This window comes from Kitasatospora sp. NPDC096128 (assembly GCF_040303105.1).
Taxonomy (GTDB): domain Bacteria; phylum Actinomycetota; class Actinomycetes; order Streptomycetales; family Streptomycetaceae; genus Kitasatospora.
This window is the reverse complement of sequence record NZ_JBEOSP010000033.1, coordinates 54,583-73,617: the sequence shown is the minus strand read 5'-3', so window position 1 is coordinate 73,617 and position 19,035 is coordinate 54,583. Positions and strand designations below refer to the sequence as shown.

Here is a 19,035-nt window from a genome sequence, read left to right as displayed (position 1 = left end):
ATGGTTCGGTCCCGGCGCGGGAGAGAGGGGCACCTGCCGGTGGTGTACCGGCGAGTGCCCCTCACCCTTGGTACGTCAGGCCTGCTCGGCCGGAGCCTCGGTGGCCGGGGCCTCAGCGGCCGGAGCCTCGTCAGCGGGGGCCTCGGCGGCGGCGGGGGCCTCCTCGGCCTTCTTCTCGCCCTCGATGAGGTCCTTCTCCCAGTCGGCCAGCGGCTGGTCGGCGCCCGGCTCGGCCTTGGTGTCGCCCTTGGCGACACCGGCGCGGGACTTCAGGCCCTCGGCCACGGCGTCGGCGATCACGCGGGTCAGCAGGGTGACGGAGCGGATCGCGTCGTCGTTGCCCGGGATCTTGTAGTCGACCTCGTCCGGGTCACAGTTGGTGTCGAGGATGGCGACGACCGGGATGTTGAGCTTCCGGGCCTCGCCGACCGCGATGTGCTCCTTCTTGGTGTCCACGATCCAGACAGCGCTGGGAACGCGCTGCATGTCGCGGATACCGCCGAGGGTCTTCTCCAGCTTGTCGTGCTCGCGCTGGAGGACCAGGAGCTCCTTCTTGGTGAGGCCGGAGCCGGCCACGTCCGAGAAGTCCAGCTCGCCGAGCTCCTTCAGGCGCTGCAGACGCTTGTAGACGGTCGAGAAGTTGGTCAGCATGCCGCCGAGCCAGCGCTGGTTCACGTAGGGCATGCCCACGCGGGTGGCCTGCTCGGCGATGGCCTCCTGGGCCTGCTTCTTCGTACCGACGAAGAGGACGCTGCCGCCGTGGGCAACGGTCTCCTTGATGAACTCGAAGGCGCGGTCGATGTAGTTCAGCGACTGCAGCAGGTCGATGATGTAGATGCCATTGCGCTCGGTGATGATGAAGCGCTTCATCTTCGGGTTCCAGCGGCGGGTCTGGTGACCGAAGTGGACGCCGCTCTCCAGCAGCTCCCGCATCGTGACGACGGCCATTGCCGTGCTCCTCAGGTGTTACGGCCCGACTGTGGCGGCCCGCGGGAGGTTCCCCCTCGGGCGTATGCCTACGGCCAGGTCAGTCTCGGTTGTCCGTGGCGGCCAGGTGACAGCCACGCCTGACGCCCCGATCGTGCCGAGCCGCTTCCACCCGCTCGGTCCGAGGACCGGTCGGGCTCGGCGGACCGAGCGGCACTCGCACCTGGCGGCGCTGCGGATGAACCGCATCCGACCACCGGTGGCGGGGCGTGCGAAGTCGACCCGGTGGACCGGGTCGCGTGTGAAGTGTACGGGAAGCGCCGAGCCGCGAGCGACTTCACGGGCGCCCGGGGGCCTGCGGGCGGGGGGCGCACGGGCTGCCGATGGCCTGGGGGAAACCCGGGAAACGGCAGCGGTGAACGGGGCTGCCGCGGTCGGCGAACGGTTGCCGGCCGGTCGGCCCTCTGCCCGCCCACCAGCCCCCGCATGCCCTCCGTCCACCGGATGGCGGCACCCGTACACCCGTCGGGGGGACGGCGGCCGGCGGCGGGGGCGGTTTGTCCACAGGAATCCGGAAGCGGGTGGTCTGGGCGGCGAGGCGCGGCCAGCCTCGGGGCATGACTGGGCGCAGTGGGGTTCTAAAGGGTTGGGTTCGAGGCAGTGGGGTCCGCCAGGGTGGGGCCCGAGGCAGTGGGGTCCGCCGGGGTGGGGCCCGAGGCAGTGGGGTCCGCCGGGGTGGGGCCCGAGGCAGTGGGGTCCGAGGGATGGTCACCGGGCCGGGACGGGGGATGTGGCGGGGGGTCGTGCTGGGGGTGGTGCTGGGGGTGGTGCTCACCCTGCTGGGGAGTACGGGGGTGGTGCGGGCCTCGGCGGACGGTCGGACCGCATCGGGCGGGGGTTCCGGCCACGGGCCGGCGCGGGCCTGGCCGGTGGGCGGGCCCGGCGGGGTGCTTGGGCGCTTCGAGCCGCCGGCGAAGCCCTGGGCGGCGGGACACCGGGGCGTGGACCTCGCCGCCGGGCCCGGGGTGGAGGTGCGGGCGGCGGCGGCCGGGGTGGTCGCGTTCTCCGGGCTGGTGGCGGGGCGACCGGTGGTGACCGTGCTCCACCCGGGCTCCGGGGCTCCCCCGCTGCGGACCACCTACCTCCCCGTCACCGGCACCCTCCCGGTCGGCACCGAGGTGGCCGCCGGGCAGGTCATCGGACGGCTCACCCCGGACGGGCGGCACTGCGGCGCACGGAACTGCCTGCACTGGGGGCTGTTGCGCGGCGGCCGCTACCTCGATCCGCTGGCCCTGCTCGGCACGGGTCGGGCACGCCTGCTGCCGCTGGGCGGTACATGACGGCTCGGGTTCGGCGCTTCGGGTCGCGCGGAGCGGCTCGGGCCGGACTGCTCAGGTCCGGTCGAGGCCGTGCAGCGCCAGGGTGACGGCGGCGTCGGCAACCGCCTCGGGGGACTCGACCGGGCAGCCCCCGCGGTCCCCGGCAGCGAGCTGCTCGGTCCTGCGGACGGCCGCCTCGACGACCCCCTGCAGCAGTGCCGCGGCGAGCCGGGGCTGGTCGTGGCCGAGGTCCTCCAGGGCCCGGACGACCAGTCCGACGAGCCCGCCGTGCGCCGCCCGGATGCGCTCCCGCGCGGCCTCGTCCAGTTCCAGCGCCGAGATGGCCGTGACCGCCCGGTGCCTCGGATCCCCGGCCAGCGCCAGCTGGCCCCGGACGTACGCCTCGATCCGCTCGGCCGCGGTCTCGCAACTCGCCATCCCGGCCTCGATCTCGGCCGCCCAGAGCGGGAAGTCCACCTCACACAGCGCCTCGACCACGGCGGCACGGGAGCGGAAGTACTCGTAGACCGAGGAGCGCGCCAGCCCGGTGCGGGCGGCGAGCGACGGGAAGGTCAGGGCCTCCATGCCGCCCTCGGTGAGCAGGGTGCGGGCAGCGTCCAGGAGGGCTGCCCGCTGCAGCTGGCGATGCTCGGCCACCGTGGCCGCTCGGATCTTCGGCACGGACCCACTGTACGGAGCCCTACTCGCGACCGGAACGGCGCCGCGCATTCGGACGAGGAGCGGGCCCGGGGGCGGCTCCGACGCCCGCTACCGGATGTCCGAGAGCTTGGCCCGCAGCTGGAGGACGGACTTGGTGTGGATCTGGCTCACCCGGCTCTCCGTCACCCCCAGCACCTGTCCGATCTCGGCGAGGGTGAGGCCCTCGTAGTAGTAGAGCGTCACCACGGTCTTCTCCCGCTCGGGGAGGGTGTTGACCGCCTGGGCCAGCAGCCGGCGCAGCTCGCGGTCCTCGGCCACCTCGACCGGGTCGTCCGCGCCGTGGTCCTCCAGGGTGTCCACCAGGCTGGGCCGGTCGCCGCCCTCCCCCACCGGGTGCAGCAGTTCGTCCAAGGCCACCACGTTGGCGAGCGACAACTGGCTGAAGATCGCGTGCAGGTCCTCGATCGCGATGCCCATCTCGGCCGCGACCTCGGGCTCGTGCGGCGTCCGGCGCAGCCGGGCCTCCAGCGTCGCGTACGTCCGCTCGACGGCCTTCGCCTTCTGCCGGACCGAGCGGGGGATCCAGTCCAGGGCCCGCAGCTCGTCGATGATCGCGCCGCGGATGCGACTGATCGCGTAGGTCTCGAACTTGATGGCGCGGTCGATGTCGAACTTCTCGATCGCGTCGATCAGTCCGAAGACCCCGGAGGAGACGAAGTCGGCCTGCTCGACGTTGGAGGGCAGGCCGACCCCGACCCTCCCCGCCACGTACTTGACCAGTGGTGAGTAATGGAGGATCAGCTGCTCGCGCAGCCGCTGGTCGCCCGTCTCCTTGTAGGAGCGCCAGAGCTCCTCGAGCGCGCTGCGCACCACGGGCGGGGAGGTGGCGTCCGGCGTGGGGGCGCTCGAAGGCAACCGGGGGGCGCTGGTGGCGGCCACACCCCCCTGCGCGTCCGCCTCGTCGAGCGCCCCGGTGCCGTGCACCGTCTCGACCGCGTGGGCGGCGTCGGCATGCTGGACCGGGTCGGCGTCCCTGGCCGTGTCCGCCGGTTGGCCCGGCACCACCGTCGGCCTGCCGCCCTGACGCGACAGGCCTCCCATCGTCCCCGCCGACTTGGGCGGGAACTCGGCCGCGGGGCGCCGCTCGGTCCGCGGCCCCCCCGCGGACCGAGCGCCACCGGTCACTCTGTGTCCGGGAATGTGTGTGGGCATACGTAGGTCTGCGCCGTTCTGCCGAGTCATGTGCTGATAGGGAAGGCATGTGGAGCGTAGCGTGACCGACTCACTGCAAAGCGCTACCGCCACTCGGTCGTCCCCCGATCCGGTGGCGTTCACCCATCGGATCCGGGCAGACGAGCGGAAGGGCCGGATCAGCAGGTCAGCCGGACCGTCCCGGCCCGCCTCCCCCGGGCGCACCCGTGTTCGCACTCCGGGGCGATCACCTCCTCCGTACCACGCGCCAGTGCGCGCCGTGTCGCTCAACGAAGCCGAGCGAGGCCAACTCGTAGAGCCGCTGAAGGACTTCGTCCGGCGGAAGGCCGGACTGACGGGCCAGCCGCTCGACCGGAGCGCCCTCGGCCGTGGCCGGGACGGCCTCCAGCACCCGGGCCACCGGCGGCTCCAGCAAGTCCCTCGGCAGCACCGGGCCGCTGCGCTGCGGGGCCAGGTCGTCCCCGATCGCCCCGACCAGCTCGGCGATCTCGGCCGCGTCGGTGACCAGCGTGGCGCCGCTGCGGATCAGGGCGTGCACCCCGGCGGAGAGCTCCGAGGTGACGGGGCCGGCGACGCCCATGGTGTGGCGGTTGAGGTCCCGCGCCCGTCTGGCTGTGCTCAGGGCGCCGCTGCGCAGGGCCGCCTCGACCACCACGGTGCCCCTGGTCAGCGCCGCGATGACCCGGTTGCGGAGCACGAAGCGGAACCGGTTCGGATGCTCGCCGGGCGGGAGTTCACTGACCAGCAGGCCCTGGACGCCGATCCGCCGGATCAGTTCCGCGTTCCCCTTCGGGTAGGCCACGTCGACCCCGCAGGCGAGCACCGCGACGGTCATCCCGCCGACGGCCAGCGCTCCGCGGTGGGCCGCCGCGTCGATCCCGTACGCGGCTCCGGACACCACGACCCAGCCGCGCTCGGCCAGTTGGGCCGAGAGCTCCCCGGCGACGTGCGCGCCGTAGGCCGTGCAGGCCCGGGAGCCCACCACCGCAACCGAGCGCAGGGCGAGCAGCCGCAGTGAACCGGTGCCGGCGGTCCACAGCCCGATCGGGCGTCCGTCGCCCAGGTCGTCCAGTTGACTGGGCCATTCCGTGTCCCCCGGAATGATGAAGCGTCCACCGACGTCCCGTACCCGTTTCAGGTCGACCGCCGGGTCGAGGCCCGGCAGGCGTGCCTGGTAGGCGGCCAGCCGGGCGGTGTCCAGCCCGGGGTGGTCGGGGACAGCGCCTTCCCGGATCGCCCGCACCACCTCCACGGCGGGGAGTTCGCCGAGCCAGCGGCCGACCACGGCGTCGCCCGGTTCGCTGAGCCGGTTGAGCAGCACGCGGGCGAGGCGCTCCGGTTCGGGCGCGGCCGACGGACCGCTCCAGTCCGGGTGGGGTGCTCGGAGCTGCCCCAACAGCTGGTTCATGCCGCCCCCTCGTCCTTCGCCGGGAGCTCCGGGAGCTCCGGGGGCTCCGGCCGTGCTCCGGGCCAGTCGTCGTCGGGGCCGGTCCTGCGCTGGGCCGGGATGCCCCCGAGCCGGCCGTACGGGCGCTCGGGCAGCGACAGCCCCTGCTCGACGCCGGTGCGCAGGACCAGGGCGGTGCGCACGTCCCGCTGGTCCGGTCGGTCGCGGCCGGCCAGATCGGCGACCGTCCAGGCGACCCGGAGCACCCGGTCCAGGCCGCGGGCGGTCAGCAGTCCGCGCTCCAACTGACGTGCGACGTCGTTGAGCGCGCCGGCCGTGAGCTGCCAGCGGGTGCGCAGTTCGTGGCCCGGCACCTCCGCGTTGGTCCGCCACGGGGTGTGCGCCAGCCGGGCGGCCGCCCGTTCCCGCGCGGCCAGCACCCGGGCCGCGACGGTCTCGGTGGTCTCCGCCGTGGTGTCCCGCTCCATGAGCTCGATCCTGGTCACCGGGGCGACCTGGACCTGGAGGTCGACCCGGTCCAGCAGCGGCCCGGAGAGCCGCCCCTGGTACCGGCTGACCATGACCGGAGTGCACTCGCAGCCCTCGCCACGCCGTGAGTACCGGCCGCACGGACAGGGGTTGGCGGCCAGGCAGAGCAGGAACCGGGCCGGGAGCCGGAGCGATCCGGCCGAGCGGGCGATCACCACCTCGCCCGACTCCAGCGGCTGGCGCAGCGCGTCCAGCACCCGCACGGGGAACTCGGGCGCCTCGTCCAGGAAGAGCACGCCCCGGTGGGCGAGGGAGACCGCCCCCGGCCTCGGCAGGCCGCTGCCGCCGCCGACGATCGCCGGCATCGTGGTGGAGTGGTGCGGCGCGCAGTAGGGCGCGGTGTCGATCAGCGGTCGCCCGGCCGGGAGCAGGCCCGCCACCGAGTGGACGGCGGTGACCTCCAGCGACTCCTTCTGGGTCAGCGGCGGGAGCAGCGCGGGCAGCCGCTCCGCGAGCATCGTCTTGCCCGCGCCCGGTGGCCCCTTGAGGTAGAGGTGGTGGCCTCCGGCGGCGGCGATCTCCAGGGCTCGCCGGGCCTCGTACTGGCCGGCCACATCGGCCATGTCGAGGCGCAGGGCCCGGTCGTCGGGCAGGCCCCGGACCCCCGCACTGGGCAGCATCAGACCGGCCATCAGCGAATCCGGTCGGCCGCCGATCGGGTCGGGCGGCTCCTCCGGCGCCGTCGCACCGGTCAGGATCGCGACCAGCTGGCGCAGGCTGCGCACCCCGGTCACCGTCACCCCCGGCACGAGCGAGGCCTCGGGCGCCGTCTGCTCGGCGACCACGACCCGCTTGTACCCGGCGTCGGCGGCGGCCAGCACCGAGGGCAGCACCCCGCGGACCGGCCGCACCCGGCCGTCCAGCCCCAGTTCGCCGATCAGCAGCAGGTCGGCGATCGAGGACGGGTCGAGCCGTTCGGCGGCGGCCAGCACGGCGCAGGCCACCGCGAGGTCGAAGCCGCTGCCGCTCTTGGGCACCGCGGCCGGACTGAGCCCGACCGTCAGCTTGCGCTGCGGCCAGGCCTCCCCGCTGTTGCAGACCGCGGCGCGGACCCGGTCACGAGCTTCGGTGAGTGCCTTGTCGGGCAGGCCGACCAGGGTGAACGCGGCCACCCCGGGCTCCAGATCGGCCTGGACCTCGACGATCACCCCGTCGACCCCGACCAGCGCGACGGAGCAGGTACGGGCGAAGGCCATCTCAGACCACCCCCCGCAGGTGGTCGACCAGGGCCGCACCCCGGGCCCGGTTGACCACGGCCACCAGGTCGATCCGCACCCCGCCCGGCGGGGCGGGCGGCCACTGCGGATCGGACGGCCCGGGGTCGTACCCAGGCCCGGCCAGCAGGGCGAAGTGCCCGGGCCAGCGCTCGGCCAGCCAGCGCTCGGCGAGCCGGTGCAGCCGAGCGGCCTTGGCCCGGTCGATGGCCTCGCTGGGCTGTTGGAAGCCCCGCTCGGAGCGGGTCTTCACCTCGCAGACGGCGACGGTGTCGCCGTCGAGGGCGACGATGTCCAGCTCGCCCTCGACGCAGCGCCAGTTGCGGTCGAGGATGCGGAGCCCGGTCTCCGCGAGATAGCGGGCGGCGACGCGCTCCCCGTAGCGGCCGAGCGCGTTCCTGGTGCCGCGGTCCCCGCCGGCTCCGCCGTCCGCTCCGGTTGCGGCCGCGTTCGGTACGGCCTGGTCCTGCACGATGGTGTTCTGCATGGTGACCACCTCCGCCGAGGAGGCTGCACCACCGTGCACACCGGCGCCGGGAAATTCCCTTCCCCTGTGGATAACCCGGGCCTGTGGACAACTCTTGTCACCCGCAGGAGTGAGAAGCCCCCGTCACGCGAAATTCGGCTGGACAACGCGGGACGGAGTCGTCCAACGTCAGTTCCCGAAGCCGGACTCGTCCGAGGGCAGCTCCAGATCGCTCTTCGCGAGTTCCTCGATGTTCACGTCCTTGAAGGTCAGCACCCGGACCTTGCGGACGAACCGGGCCGGCCGGTACATGTCCCAGACCCACGCATCCGCCATCGACACCTCGAAGAACACCTCGCCCTGGACCGAGTGCACCTGCAGCTCGTAGTCGTTGGTGAGGTAGAAACGTCGCTCGGTCTCGATCACGTACTTGAACAGGCCGACGACGTCCCGGTACTCCCGGTAGAGCTTGAGCTCCATCTCGGTCTCGTACTTCTCGAGATCTTCGGCACTCATCCAGGCGTCCCCTCAACTTGTCACGTCCACCCATTGTGGACCACTGCACCCATGCTCAGAGCCGTACCGGATCGACCGGCGGGCCCTCTGCCAGCAGCCGTCCCAGGAAGTCCGCCAGTCCGGCCGGATAGACCGTCTCGGCGGTCCCCCGCAGTTCCTCGACCGTCCACCAGCGTGCCGCGAGCAGCTGGGCGTGCTCTTCCTCGCCCATGCCCGAGTGGTCCAGACCCGTCTCCGTGGTCCGGGCCAGGTGGAACCACTGTTCCTGCTCGTAGCGCTGCCCCTGAAAGGAGAACGACACCGTGCCGTACGCCACCAAGGGCCCCAGGTCCACACCCCGCAAGCCGGTCTCCTCCGCGAGCTCCCGCTCGGCGGCCGCCCGCACGTCCTCCCCCGGCTCCAAGCCGCCCCCGGGCGTGAACCACCACGCCTCGTCGGGCACCGCGGGATCGACGCCCAGGAAGAGGAGGATGCGGTCCTGCCCGTCCAGCAGCAGGATCCGCGCCGCCCGGCGACGCTGTGCAGTCATGGCAGCGCTCAACGCTCCTTCCGTTCGCTTCGGTGGCGCTACCGATCCTGCCACCCGCCGCGTCCGTCCGGGGCGATGTTCGGCAGAGCGGCCCGACCTGCGACGGCCGCGCTCAGGAGCTGCGCCCCCGGCGGAGCCGGCGCGCCAGGCCCGCCACCCCGCCCGCCGCCGAGGTCACCACGATCAGCGCGGCGCCCGCGACGGTGGCGTAGGCGGCGGGCTCCAGCGGGCCCGGGTCCGCGGCCCGCGGACCGGCGAATCCGTCGAAGGCCGGGGTCCGGTCCAGCAGACCGGTCCGGCCCGTGGGGAGCAGGGTGGCCTCGACCCTGGCCTCGACGGCCGTGGCCGGGACGGTCCCGCCGTCCACCTCCAGGTGGGTGCGGGAGTCGAGCGAGCCGACCCGGTTGTCGCCGAGCAGGAACAACCGGCCCTGCGGCACCGTCACGCTGAACGAATCGCCCTGACGGCCCTGGGTCGCGAGGTACGGCTCGTCCACCGGTTGTCCGTTGACCGTCAGCCGGGGGTCGGCGGCCGTGGTGGCGACGGTGTCGCCGCCGACCGCGACGACACGCTTGACCATGAGTTCCCCGCCCCAGGCCTGGTCGCGGAAGACCACCACGTCGCCCCGGCCGACGGCGCCGCCGTCGACCTTGCGGGCGAGCACGGTGTCACCGACCTGGAGCGTCGGGTGCATCGAGGCGGTGGGGATCTTGTACGGCCGGTAGTCGACCGCGATGAGGGCGAATCCGCCGATCATCAACACCAGCCCGAGCGCGATCGCGACCCCCTGCAGCACCGCGGCGGGCCGACGGCCGGGCCGGGCGGGCGCGGCCGCGTGGTCGGCCGACTGTTCCACGACACTGCTCATCGACACCGTCCACCTTTGGCCCACCGGAGAACACCACTGGCACGCCGGTGGCTCGGGAGCGAACGCCGACGGGCCGTGGCACGTCCGAGCAGATTACTCGTCGGTACCACGGCCCGCGCAAGGGTCGGGGAGGACCAGGTGGAGCTCAGGACTCCTTCCGGCGCTCCGTCCGGGCCCGCACCCGGCGCACCAGCGGAAGCAGGGCGACGGCCCCCACCGCACCGGCCACGGGGGGCGCCACCGGCAAGGCCGCCGCCAGACCCTTCTGGTCGAAGGTGTCCGGCACCGGGAGCGTGGACCAGTGGCTGACCGGCCAGGCCACCACGAAGGCGCGCCCGATCACGTTGTCCACCGGCACGGACCCGCCGCCCGGCTGGTCCATGTGGAAGCGGGAGTCCAGCGAGTCCGCGCGGTGGTCGCCCATCACCCAGATCCGCCCGTTCGGCACCTTGATCGGGCCGAAGGGCTGAGTCCCGCAGGGGGTGTTGCCCGCGTAGATGTACGGCTCGTTGAGCGCGACACCGTTCACCTTGACCGGCCCGTCGTCCTTGCACTCGACGGTGTCGCCGCCGACCGCGATGACCCGCTTGATCAGGTCCTTCTCGTTGGCGGAGGGCATCAGGCCGACGAAGCTGAGCACGTCCTGGACCCCGCGGACGAAGGAGTTGCTGCTCTGCTGGGCCGGCTCGTCGTTCAGCCAGCCACCCGGGTCGTGGAACACCACGACGTCGCCACGCTCCGGCTCGGCACCGAACCAGGGGGTCAGCTTGTCCACCAGCACGCGGTCGCCGACCTGCAGCGTGTTCTGCATCGACTCGGACGGAATGGAGAACGCCTGGACGAAGAAGGTCTTGATCACCAACGCGAGGATCAGCGCGATGCCGACCAGGATCGGCAGCTCCTTCAGGAAGGAGCGCTGCTTGCGCGGCTTGGCCGGAGCCTCCGACTCCGACTCCTCGGCCGGCCCGCTCTCCGGCCGCGGGGGCTCCGCGGGACCGTCGGCCCCGGTGCCGTGCTCATCGGCGGTCTGGGCAGCCGCGTCCTCGACCGCGGCGGAGGGCGCCGAGGACTCGGCGGACCGGGTCACCCGACCGCCCGGGCCCTCGGGCTCCCCGGCACCTGAGCGGGCGCCGATCACCAAATCCCCCACAACGTCTCCTCCCTGCTGTGCGGACGCCCGCGCGCCCGCGCTCAGAGTGCCGCACAGCGGGCACCACGCTCACCACGACCATGAACGCATCAGGGCTGCCCACAGCGGACTCCCCTGACACCGACCCGGTCCCGGCGCACGACCGGAACCGCTCCCGGCCGCACCTGCACTTCTCTATCACTCCAGGACATCCGGCTCGCGGTTCCACACGCGCCGTCCGGCCGTCCGACGCCGGAGCGGCTCACTTCGGAGGCCGCCTCGACCGGCGGACGACGAGCGGAAGGATGCCCAACACACCCATAACGAGCGGCGGTTCCAAGGGAACCGGCCCAAAGCCCATCGATTCCGGCACGGTTCTGCGGAGCTGCGAGGTCGCGCCGAGAGAGGAGAGTGAACTCGGTTCATCGAGTTGATGGAAGCGGCCCAGCGGCCACCCGATCAGGAACGCACGGCCGACCACGTCGCTCAGCGGGACGGTTCCCTGCCCGGGATTGCCCATGTGGAAGCGGGAGTCGGCGGAGACGTCGCGGTGATCGCCCATCACCCAGATCCGCCCCTTCGGCACCGTCACCTTGAACGGCTGGCGGGACGGCGGGTTGCCCGGGGCGAGGTAGGGCTCCTCCACGGGACGGCCGTTGACGCTGAGCCGCCCTTGCGGATCACAGCACTCGACGGTGTCCCCGCCGACGCCGATCACGCGCTTGATCAGGTCTTGCTCGTTGTCGGAGGGAAGCAGTCCGACGAAGGTCAGCGCCTGCTTGGCCGGGCCCAGTACCGGACCGTCGTCGGACCGCTGGTGACCGTTCTCCAGCCAGCCGCCCGGGTCCTTGAACACCACCACGTCGCCGCGCTGCGGCTCACTGCCGAACCAGGGGGTCAACTTGTCCACCAGCACCCGGTCACCGACCTGGATGGTCTGCTCCATCGAGCCGGAGGGGATCACGAACACCTGGACCAGGAAGGTCTTCAGCACCAGCGCCACCAGCAGGGCCACCAGGATGATCAGCGGGAACTCGCGCAGCAGCGAGCGCTTGCGCCGTCGGGCCGCGCGGCGGGCGCTGCGGCGGCGCTCGGCGCGGCCGCGGACCGGCACACCCGGATCGGCCCCGACGTGCGAGACCCCGCCCTCGCCCGGCTCCGGGGCCGGGCGGTCGGTGACCCGCGCCCTACCCCTGGTCCCCATGACCACCCGCCCCCGGAATGGCGGCGAAGGCCGCGGGCCGGTCCAGGCCGGTCAGGCGCGAGAACGGGTAGACCACCCAGTCCGCCCGGCCGATCACCTTGTCCTCGGGCACGAAGCCGCCGCCGGGCTCCCCGAGGTGGTCGCGGGAGTCCCGGGAAGCGCTCCGGTGGTCGCCCAGCACGAACAGCTTGCCGTTCGGCACCAGGACGTCGAAGGCCACTGCGGAGGGCTGGTCGCCCGGGGCCAGGTAGGCGCTCTCGTCCACCGGTACGCCGTTGACGGTGAGCGGCGCACCCGGGCCGGTGCTCCGCACCCGGTCCCCGGCGACGCCGATCACGCGCTTGACGTAGACGGTGTCGCCGGCCGGGGCCAGCCCGAGGTCCCGGCCGACCGAGCGCACGCTGTCCCAGAACCCCGGCGGTTCGGCCGACTCGGGGAGGAAGGAGCCCGTCCCGTCGAAGACCACCACGTCACCGCGGTGCGGGTGGCCGCCGAAGGCGTAGGCCAGCTGGTTGGCGATCAACCGGTCGCCGGGCCGCAGGGTGTCCTCCATCGAACCGGAGGGCACGGTGAACGGGCGGGCTACGAACGCGTTCACCAGGAGCAGGGCCGCCAGGCAGATCCCGACCAGCAGCAGCAGGTCCCGCGAGCGCGAACGCCCGGGCTCCTCGTCCTCGTCCGCTGTCTCGTCCGCTTCCTCGGCGGCTTCCTCGTCCGCTTCCTCGGCGGCCTTCTCGGCCACCGGTGCGATCGAGCCCTGACCCTTGCCCTGGCCCTGGCCCTCACCCCGGCCCAGGTTCCGGCCCTCGCCGCGTCCGGCCCCCGACGGACGCCCCGGACACCCCGGACCTTCCGGACCTTCCGGACCGGAAACGACCGCGGACCGCGACAGCGAGTCCGCACCGGTGGGTGCGGGACTGCCGTCGCGGTCCGCGGGTGGTTCGTGCGTGCTCATCGGGCGCTGAGCTTACCTTGCGGTGGCCCAGCCCCTCGGAGCGCTCCGTTCCCCCGGCGCGGCCGGGGGGCGGCGGATCAGCGGTCGCGCTTCTCCTTGATCTTCGCGGCCTTGCCGCGGAGGTCACGCAGGTAGTACAGCTTGGCGCGGCGAACCGCACCGCGGGTCACGACCTCGATCTTCTCGACGACCGGGGTGTGCACCGGGAAGGTGCGCTCCACGCCGACGTTGAAGCTGACCTTGCGAACGGTGAAGGTCTCACCGATGCCGGCGCCGTGGCGACGGATGACGACGCCCTGGAAGACCTGGACACGGGAGCGGTTGCCCTCGATGACCCGGACGTGAACCTTCAGGGTGTCACCGGCGCGGAAGGCCGGGATGTCGGTGCGCAGCGAGGCCGCGTCGACAGCAGCGAGCTTGTTGCTCATGTTGCTCTCCATCGCAGGCGCCACGGGCCGCCCACGGAAGTTCGTCACAATGGGGTGAGCTGCGGGCCGCATCGGCTGACGGCGGTCCCCCCGTGGCGGGGGCGCCGGTCCACGTGCCCCCTACGAAAGGGGACCAGCGACAGACAGCAGCGGCCTATTCTTCCACATCGGGGGCCGCGGACCGAAATCGGCCGAGCTCCTCGTCCCAGGCCAGGCCCAGGACGCTGAGCGCCGCCCGGTCCTTCTTGTCGAAGCCGCCGTACTGCCAGCGCCCGACCAGGTCGGGCCGGTTGGCCAGGGTGCGGGCGAAGGCCTGCTCCCGCCGCCAGCGGGCGATCTTGCCGTGGTTGCCGCTGAGCAGCACCTCCGGTACGGTCCGGCCGCGCCACTCGGCGGGCTTGGTGTAGACCGGGCCCTCCAGCAGGTCGGCCATCGCGCCGGGCGCGAAGGAGTCGTCCCGGTGCGACTCGGCGTTGCCGAGCACGCCGGGCAGCAGCCGGGCGATCGCCTCCACCATCACCAGCACCGCGACCTCGCCGCCGGCCAGCACGTAGTCGCCGATCGAGACCTCGACCACCGGCATGCGGGTGGCCGCCTCCTCGATCACCCGGCGGTCGATGCCCTCGTACCGCGCGGGGGTGAACGCCAGCCACGGGCGCCCGGCCAGTTCCTGGGCGAGCTCCTGGGTGAACGGGCGTCCGCTCGGGGTGGGCACGACCAGGGTGGGCACCTCACCCTCCGGGCCGCCGGCCACCACCGCGTCCAGGGCCTCGCCCCACGGCTCGGGCTTCATCACCATGCCGGGGCCGCCGCCGTACGGGCTGTCGTCCACCGTGCGGTGCACGTCATGAGTCCATCCGCGCAGGTCGTGGACGTGCACGTCCAGCTGGCCGCGGGCCCGGGCCTTGCCGACCAGCGAGATGTTCAGCGGTTCCAGGTACTCGGGGAAGATCGAGACGACGTCGATCCGCATCCCCGACTGCACGCCGGGAGCGACCGCCGAAGCGTTCTCCGGGGCAACATCCGGGGCGTTCTCCGCAGCCGTCTCCGGAGCGGTCTCCGAAACGGTCTCCGGAGCGGCCTCCGGAACGGCCGGCACGGCGGGGTCCTGCTCGGCACTCACTCCGACTCCTCCGGCTCCTCCGACGCCCCGCGGGCGTCCTCGGCGTCCTCGGCGTCCTCGGCACCCTCGGCGACCTCGGCGACCTCGGGGTCGATCAGCCCGGGCGGCGGGGTGATCACGGCCCGCTGGTTCTCCAGGTCGATGGTCGGCACGATCTGGGTGACGAAGGGCACCAGCACCTCCGTGCCGTCGGCCTTCTCCACCGTGAGCAGGTCCTGGTACGGCAGGTGGAGGACCTCGGTCAGCTCACCGACCCGGGTGCCGTCGAGCAGCACCACGTCGAGACCGATCAGCTGGTGGTCGTAGTACTCCTCCGGGTCGTCCGGACGCTCCTCCGGGTCGACCTCGGAGATGAGCACGGTGCCCCGCAGCGCCTCCGCCGCATTGCGGTCCTTGACCCCGGCGAAGCGCAGCAGCAGTCGGCCGCTGTGCACCCGGCCGGACTCGACGGTCAGGGGTCCGGCCGAGGCCGGGTCGGTGAGCAGGACGGCACCGGGGCCGAGCCGGAGTTCCGGCTCGTCGGTGCGGACCTCGACACTGACGTCCCCCCGGATGCCGTGGGCACGGCCGATCTTGCCGACGACGAGCTGCACGGTGATCGTTCTCCTGGAGTTGCTGAGGGAGTTGCTGAGCGGGAAGGCAGAGACAGAAAAAGGCCGACCGGGACGACATGCGTCCCGGTCGGCCTCAAGCCCGACGGCTGAACGAGCAGCTGCGTCAGCGAATGTTGTCCACGTCGACCAGGTCGACCCGGACGTTGCGACCGCCGAGGGCGCCGACCACGGTGCGCAGTGCGCGCGCCGTGCGGCCGCCCCGGCCGATCACCTTGCCGAGGTCATCGGGGTGCACACGCACCTCGATGGTGTTGCCCCGACGCAGGTTGCGCGAACGCACCTGCACCTCGTCGGGGTGCTCGACGATGCCCTTCACCAGATGGTCGAGGGCGTCCTCGATCACGATCAGGCCTCGACGGCGGCGTCGGCCTCGGCCTCGGCCTTGTCCGACTTCTTGGCCTTCGGGGTGATGGCGACACCGGTGGTGGCGTCCTCGAAGCCGGCGACGGCCTTCGCGAACAGGTGCGAGAAGTCCTCGACCTTGGGCTCGGCGACCAGCAGCGGCGCCGGGGCCGGCAGGCCCTTGAACTTCTGCCAGTCACCGGTCAGCTTGAGGATGGCGAGCACCGGCTCGGTCGGCTGGGCGCCGACGGACAGCCAGTACTGGGCGCGGTCGCTGTCGACCTCGATCTTCGAGGGGTTGTAGGTCGGCTGGTAGATGCCGATCTCCTCGATCGCGCGGCCGTCACGCTTGGTGCGCGAGTCGGCGACGACGATGCGGTAGTGCGGGGCGCGAATCTTGCCGAGACGCTTGAGCTTGATCTTGACTGCCACGGGAGTGGATTCTCCTGGTGTTGACGTGGGTGAGCGGTCTCGCCGTCCGCGTGGGGTTGCGGGGCGGTCCGTTCAAGGGACACGCCAGCCGTAGGAGAGAGGGGTCCTGCTCGGCTGCCGAGTACTCAGCTGTCCATTCTGCCATACCGGCGGCAGGGGTCTTCACCCGGCCGTCACAGGCGGAGCCCGGGAACAACCCCAGGAGGACGGCGCGCAGGACGAAAGCCGGACCACGAACGAGATCAGGAGCGGCCCCGCGCGGGAACCGCGCAGGGAACCGCTCAGGGAACCGCTCAGGACTCGACCGGGAGCCCCCGCTCCCGGTCAGCCCACAGACTCACCGATGCCACCGATGCAATCGGTGCCGTTCATCCCGGCCGCGCCGACTGCCCGCACAGTCGCCGACCGGTCCCGGCTCCGAATTACGCGATCTTGAACGGTTGCTGGCACGCGCCGCAGACGATGGACGCCTGGGCGAGCACCGACGGCACGACCCGGACGTTGCGCCCGCAGCCGCAGACCGCCTTGACCCGGACGCCGCCCCCGGAGGAGCCGTGTCGGGCAGCCGGACCGCGGAAGGCGCGGTTGGTGCCGTCGCCGGCCACTGCTTCCTGGTGCGCCCCGAGGGCGCGGTCCAGCCGCTCGATGGTCTCGGCGTAGCGCTCCTGCGTCTCCTTGAGCATGGTCACCTGGGAGAAGCCGCTGCTGGCGTGCGGCTCGACCGGGTGCGCCAGGCCGAGCTCGGAGGCGAGCATCAGGAAGCGCCGGTTGTGGTAGCGGCCGGCCCGCGAGGTGTCCCGGATGTCCCGGGCCGCGGCCAGACCGTGGGCAGCCTCGTGGAGGAGCCGCTCGAAACCGAGCCGCGTGCCACAGGCCGAGGAGGACTCGCCGATCAGTGCCTCGGGCGAGGCCAGATCGGGAAGGTCCTGGTGGTGGGCCTGGATGTCACTCCAGGCGGCGGCCAGTTCGGCCGCGAGGACGAGGGGCTGTGTCGTGCTCACGCTAGACCAACGATGCAGAGTGCGCCGATGTTCCGCATGTTCCCGTTCTCCGGGAATTCCCAGGGAACTCCCAGGAATGCACGACTGCGCGCGAATTGCGCGTTCCGGATCTGACGCAAGACCAACCCCCTGCGGGTTTCGGCCCGTCGCAACGCCGGCGGGCCTCGTGAATTCCGTCCGGGGGCGGGCTGTCGCACCCAGGACGTACGGCCCGTGGACCCGCCGAAGTTGACAGGGCCACGGGCCGTACACCGTACCGCTATTCCGTTAATACCGGGAGTTGACCGGCCAGTAGGGATGTACCCTGCCCGGGCTCGTCCGCCAGAGTTACCGGATTCTTACCCACCCGCATTCCGGGCAAATGTCGCCGCTAACGGTCATTAACCGCGACCGTCGACATCAGTACGCGCACCACACGCGCATCAGTACGCACGCGCCACGATCGCGATATTGCCGTCCTGGTCGTCGCTCTGCGGCACCGAGCCGTCGGCCGCGACGATGCAGCGCACCGTGACGCCCTGCTCGGACAGCTTGGCCTCGCCCTCCGCGCCGAGGTCGGCCCAGGAGATCCGGCCCCAGCCGGTCGCGGCGGCCTCGACGGCCTCGTCGAGGGTCTTGACATCGACGGTGCGGGCCTCGCGGCGCTCGCGGGACTGGCGCAGCAGCAGCGCCTGGTCCTCCTCCAGGATGCCCGGCAGCAGGGCGGCCAGGGCGTCGATGGAGACCGGCTCCTTGCCGCCCGGGATGCGGCGGGCCAGCATCGCGGTGCCCCCCGGGAATTCGGTGGAGGCGAGGTCGCGCGGGCCGACCTCGATGCGCAGCGGAACGCCCTTGAGCTCCCAGTCGACGGCGCGGCGGCCGAACGGGGTGTCGGTGCGGTCGTCGACCACGACCCGGATGCCGACGGCCTCCAGCCGGGCGCCGATCTCGCGGACCTTGGCGATGACGGCGTCGTCACCCTTGATGGCCAGGACCACGGCCTGGACGGCGGCCAGGCGCGGGGGCACCCGCAGGCCGTTGTCGTCGCCGTGGGACATGATCAGGCCGCCGACCATGCGGGTCGAGACGCCCCAGGAGGTCTGCCAGACGTACTCGCGCTCGGCGCCCTGCAGCTGGTAGGTGGTGTTGAACGCCTTGGCGAAGTTCTGGCCCAGCTCGTGGCTGGTGCCCATCTGCAGCGCCTTGCCGTCACCCATCATGCCTTCGAGGGTGAGGGTGTTGATGGCGCCGGCGAAGCGTTCCTTGGCGGTCTTGCGGCCGAGCACGACGTCGATGCCGAGCACGTTGGTCATGAAGTCGCCGTAGACCTGGGTGTGGATCATCGACGCGTACTCGCGGGCGTCCTCGTAGGTGGCGTGGGCCGTGTGGCCCTCCTGCCAGAGGAACTCGGTGGTGCGCAGGAAGACGCGCGGGCGGAGCTCCCAACGGACCACGTTGGCCCACTGGTTGATCAGCAGGGGCAGGTCGCGGTGGCTCTGCACCCACTTCGAGAAGTACTCGTTGATGATGGTCTCGGAGGTGGGCCGGACGACGACCGGCTCCTCCAGCTGCTTGCCGCCGCCGTGGGTGACCACCGCGAGCTCGGGCGCGAAGCCCTCGACGTGCTCGGCTTCCTTGGTCAGGTAGGACTGCGGGATGAACATCGGGAAGTAGGCGTTCTGGGCGCCCGCCTTCTTGATCCGCGCGTCCATCTCCTGCTGCATCCGCTCCCACAGGCCGTAGCCGTACGGTCGGATGACCATGGTGCCGCGCACCGGACCGTTGTCGGCCAGCTCGGCCTTGTTGATGAGGTCCTGGTACCAGCGCGGGAAGTCTTCCGCCTGAGGGGTGAGAACGGGTGCCTTGGCCATGGGCGAAATGGTACGGCGATCGGCCCCCTCACCTCGAATCGCCGTCACACCCCCGGGAGGGGGTGAGGACACCCGCAGCCGTGGAACGCCGCCCGCAGGGGGCGCACGACCGCGACACGGGCGCACCACCCTGCACCCCTCTGGACGCCGGGCCCGACCCGCTGTTCGCTGGAGTGGGGCGGGACTTTGGGGGAGCCGTAGCAGCACACCGAAGGACCGGATGGGAGGCCGCGATGGCCGCAGCTCGGACGACCGGCACGACCGCACGACCAGGGACCGCACGACCGGCGGGCGAACGACCGACGGGCGC

General features: G+C 72.3%; 20 protein-coding genes. 1 reads left to right on the top strand and 19 read right to left on the bottom strand.

The features are described 5' to 3' along the window. Positions 1-75 precede the first annotated feature (75 nt). Positions 76-948 (bottom strand): 30S ribosomal protein S2, encoded by an 873-nt coding sequence (gene rpsB, locus ABTY61_RS30255; protein WP_350508281.1) that lies wholly within the window; start codon positions 946-948, stop codon positions 76-78. 767 nt (positions 949-1,715) lie between these two features. On the opposite strand from rpsB, the gene ABTY61_RS30250 reads away from it, so the two are divergent. Next, a complete protein-coding gene (locus ABTY61_RS30250; RefSeq protein ID WP_350508280.1) occupies positions 1,716-2,267 on the top strand; it encodes a peptidoglycan DD-metalloendopeptidase family protein in 552 nt (183 codons plus the stop codon). 51 nt (positions 2,268-2,318) lie between these two features. On the opposite strand, the gene ABTY61_RS30245 is transcribed toward ABTY61_RS30250, so the two are convergent. The 18 genes from ABTY61_RS30245 to proS all read right to left on the bottom strand — a co-directional run bounded on the left by ABTY61_RS30245 (position 2,319) and on the right by proS (position 18,725). Further along, positions 2,319-2,903 carry a TetR/AcrR family transcriptional regulator gene (locus tag ABTY61_RS30245; protein WP_350508306.1) on the bottom strand — a complete coding sequence of 195 codons (585 nt, stop codon included), beginning with the start codon at positions 2,901-2,903 and terminating at the stop codon, positions 2,319-2,321. Positions 2,904-3,014: 111 nt separating this feature from the next. Then, positions 3,015-3,821 carry an RNA polymerase sigma factor WhiG gene (gene whiG / locus ABTY61_RS30240; RefSeq protein WP_350508305.1) on the bottom strand — a complete coding sequence of 269 codons (807 nt, stop codon included), beginning with the start codon at positions 3,819-3,821 and terminating at the stop codon, positions 3,015-3,017. A 523-nt stretch (positions 3,822-4,344) separates the two neighbouring features. Further along, complete coding sequence (gene dprA, locus ABTY61_RS30235; protein ID WP_350508279.1) at positions 4,345-5,526, bottom strand: DNA-processing protein DprA; 1,182 nt, start codon at positions 5,524-5,526, stop codon at positions 4,345-4,347. Continuing rightward, positions 5,523-7,250 (bottom strand): YifB family Mg chelatase-like AAA ATPase, encoded by a 1,728-nt coding sequence (locus tag ABTY61_RS30230; protein ID WP_350508278.1) that lies wholly within the window; start codon positions 7,248-7,250, stop codon positions 5,523-5,525. The genes dprA and ABTY61_RS30230 overlap by 4 nt, the downstream gene beginning before the upstream one ends. Position 7,251: 1 nt before the next feature. Next, positions 7,252-7,755, bottom strand: a complete 504-nt coding sequence (locus tag ABTY61_RS30225; protein WP_350508277.1) for a YraN family protein — start codon at positions 7,753-7,755, stop codon at positions 7,252-7,254. 168 nt (positions 7,756-7,923) lie between these two features. Next, positions 7,924-8,250, bottom strand: a complete 327-nt coding sequence (locus ABTY61_RS30220; RefSeq protein WP_030056781.1) for a DUF2469 domain-containing protein — start codon at positions 8,248-8,250, stop codon at positions 7,924-7,926. Between the two features lie 55 nt (positions 8,251-8,305). Further along, positions 8,306-8,779 carry an NUDIX hydrolase gene (locus ABTY61_RS30215; protein WP_350508276.1) on the bottom strand — a complete coding sequence of 158 codons (474 nt, stop codon included), beginning with the start codon at positions 8,777-8,779 and terminating at the stop codon, positions 8,306-8,308. Positions 8,780-8,891: 112 nt separating this feature from the next. Then, a complete protein-coding gene (lepB, locus tag ABTY61_RS30210; protein WP_350508275.1) occupies positions 8,892-9,647 on the bottom strand; it encodes a signal peptidase I in 756 nt (251 codons plus the stop codon). Positions 9,648-9,792: 145 nt separating this feature from the next. Continuing rightward, positions 9,793-10,797 carry a signal peptidase I gene (lepB, locus tag ABTY61_RS30205; RefSeq protein ID WP_350508274.1) on the bottom strand — a complete coding sequence of 335 codons (1,005 nt, stop codon included), beginning with the start codon at positions 10,795-10,797 and terminating at the stop codon, positions 9,793-9,795. A gap of 241 nt (positions 10,798-11,038) precedes the next feature. Next, a complete protein-coding gene (gene lepB / locus ABTY61_RS30200) occupies positions 11,039-11,980 on the bottom strand; it encodes a signal peptidase I (RefSeq protein ID WP_350508273.1) in 942 nt (313 codons plus the stop codon). Then, positions 11,964-12,722 carry a signal peptidase I gene (gene lepB, locus ABTY61_RS30195; protein ID WP_350508272.1) on the bottom strand — a complete coding sequence of 253 codons (759 nt, stop codon included), beginning with the start codon at positions 12,720-12,722 and terminating at the stop codon, positions 11,964-11,966. The genes lepB (ABTY61_RS30200) and lepB (ABTY61_RS30195) overlap by 17 nt, the downstream gene beginning before the upstream one ends. Before the next feature lie 290 nt (positions 12,723-13,012). Next, positions 13,013-13,363, bottom strand: coding sequence for a 50S ribosomal protein L19 (gene rplS / locus ABTY61_RS30190; protein WP_030056776.1), 351 nt, complete (start codon positions 13,361-13,363; stop codon positions 13,013-13,015). 154 nt (positions 13,364-13,517) lie between these two features. Beyond that, the gene (gene trmD / locus ABTY61_RS30185; protein WP_350508304.1) at positions 13,518-14,336 is read right to left on the bottom strand and encodes a tRNA (guanosine(37)-N1)-methyltransferase TrmD; all 819 of its coding nucleotides are present in this window, start codon (positions 14,334-14,336) and stop codon (positions 13,518-13,520) included. Between the two features lie 146 nt (positions 14,337-14,482). Then, positions 14,483-15,079 (bottom strand): ribosome maturation factor RimM, encoded by a 597-nt coding sequence (rimM, locus tag ABTY61_RS30180; RefSeq protein WP_350508271.1) that lies wholly within the window; start codon positions 15,077-15,079, stop codon positions 14,483-14,485. Between the two features lie 124 nt (positions 15,080-15,203). After that, positions 15,204-15,443, bottom strand: a complete 240-nt coding sequence (locus ABTY61_RS30175) for an RNA-binding protein (RefSeq protein ID WP_030056773.1) — start codon at positions 15,441-15,443, stop codon at positions 15,204-15,206. Between the two features lie 2 nt (positions 15,444-15,445). Next, on the bottom strand, positions 15,446-15,874 hold the full coding sequence (rpsP, locus tag ABTY61_RS30170) for a 30S ribosomal protein S16 (RefSeq protein ID WP_350508270.1): 429 nt from the start codon (positions 15,872-15,874) through the stop codon (positions 15,446-15,448). Positions 15,875-16,296: 422 nt separating this feature from the next. After that, on the bottom strand, positions 16,297-16,875 hold the full coding sequence (locus tag ABTY61_RS30165) for a hypothetical protein (protein WP_030287984.1): 579 nt from the start codon (positions 16,873-16,875) through the stop codon (positions 16,297-16,299). Positions 16,876-17,297: 422 nt separating this feature from the next. Then, a complete protein-coding gene (proS, locus tag ABTY61_RS30160) occupies positions 17,298-18,725 on the bottom strand; it encodes a proline--tRNA ligase (RefSeq protein WP_350508269.1) in 1,428 nt (475 codons plus the stop codon). Positions 18,726-19,035: the final 310 nt, after the last annotated feature.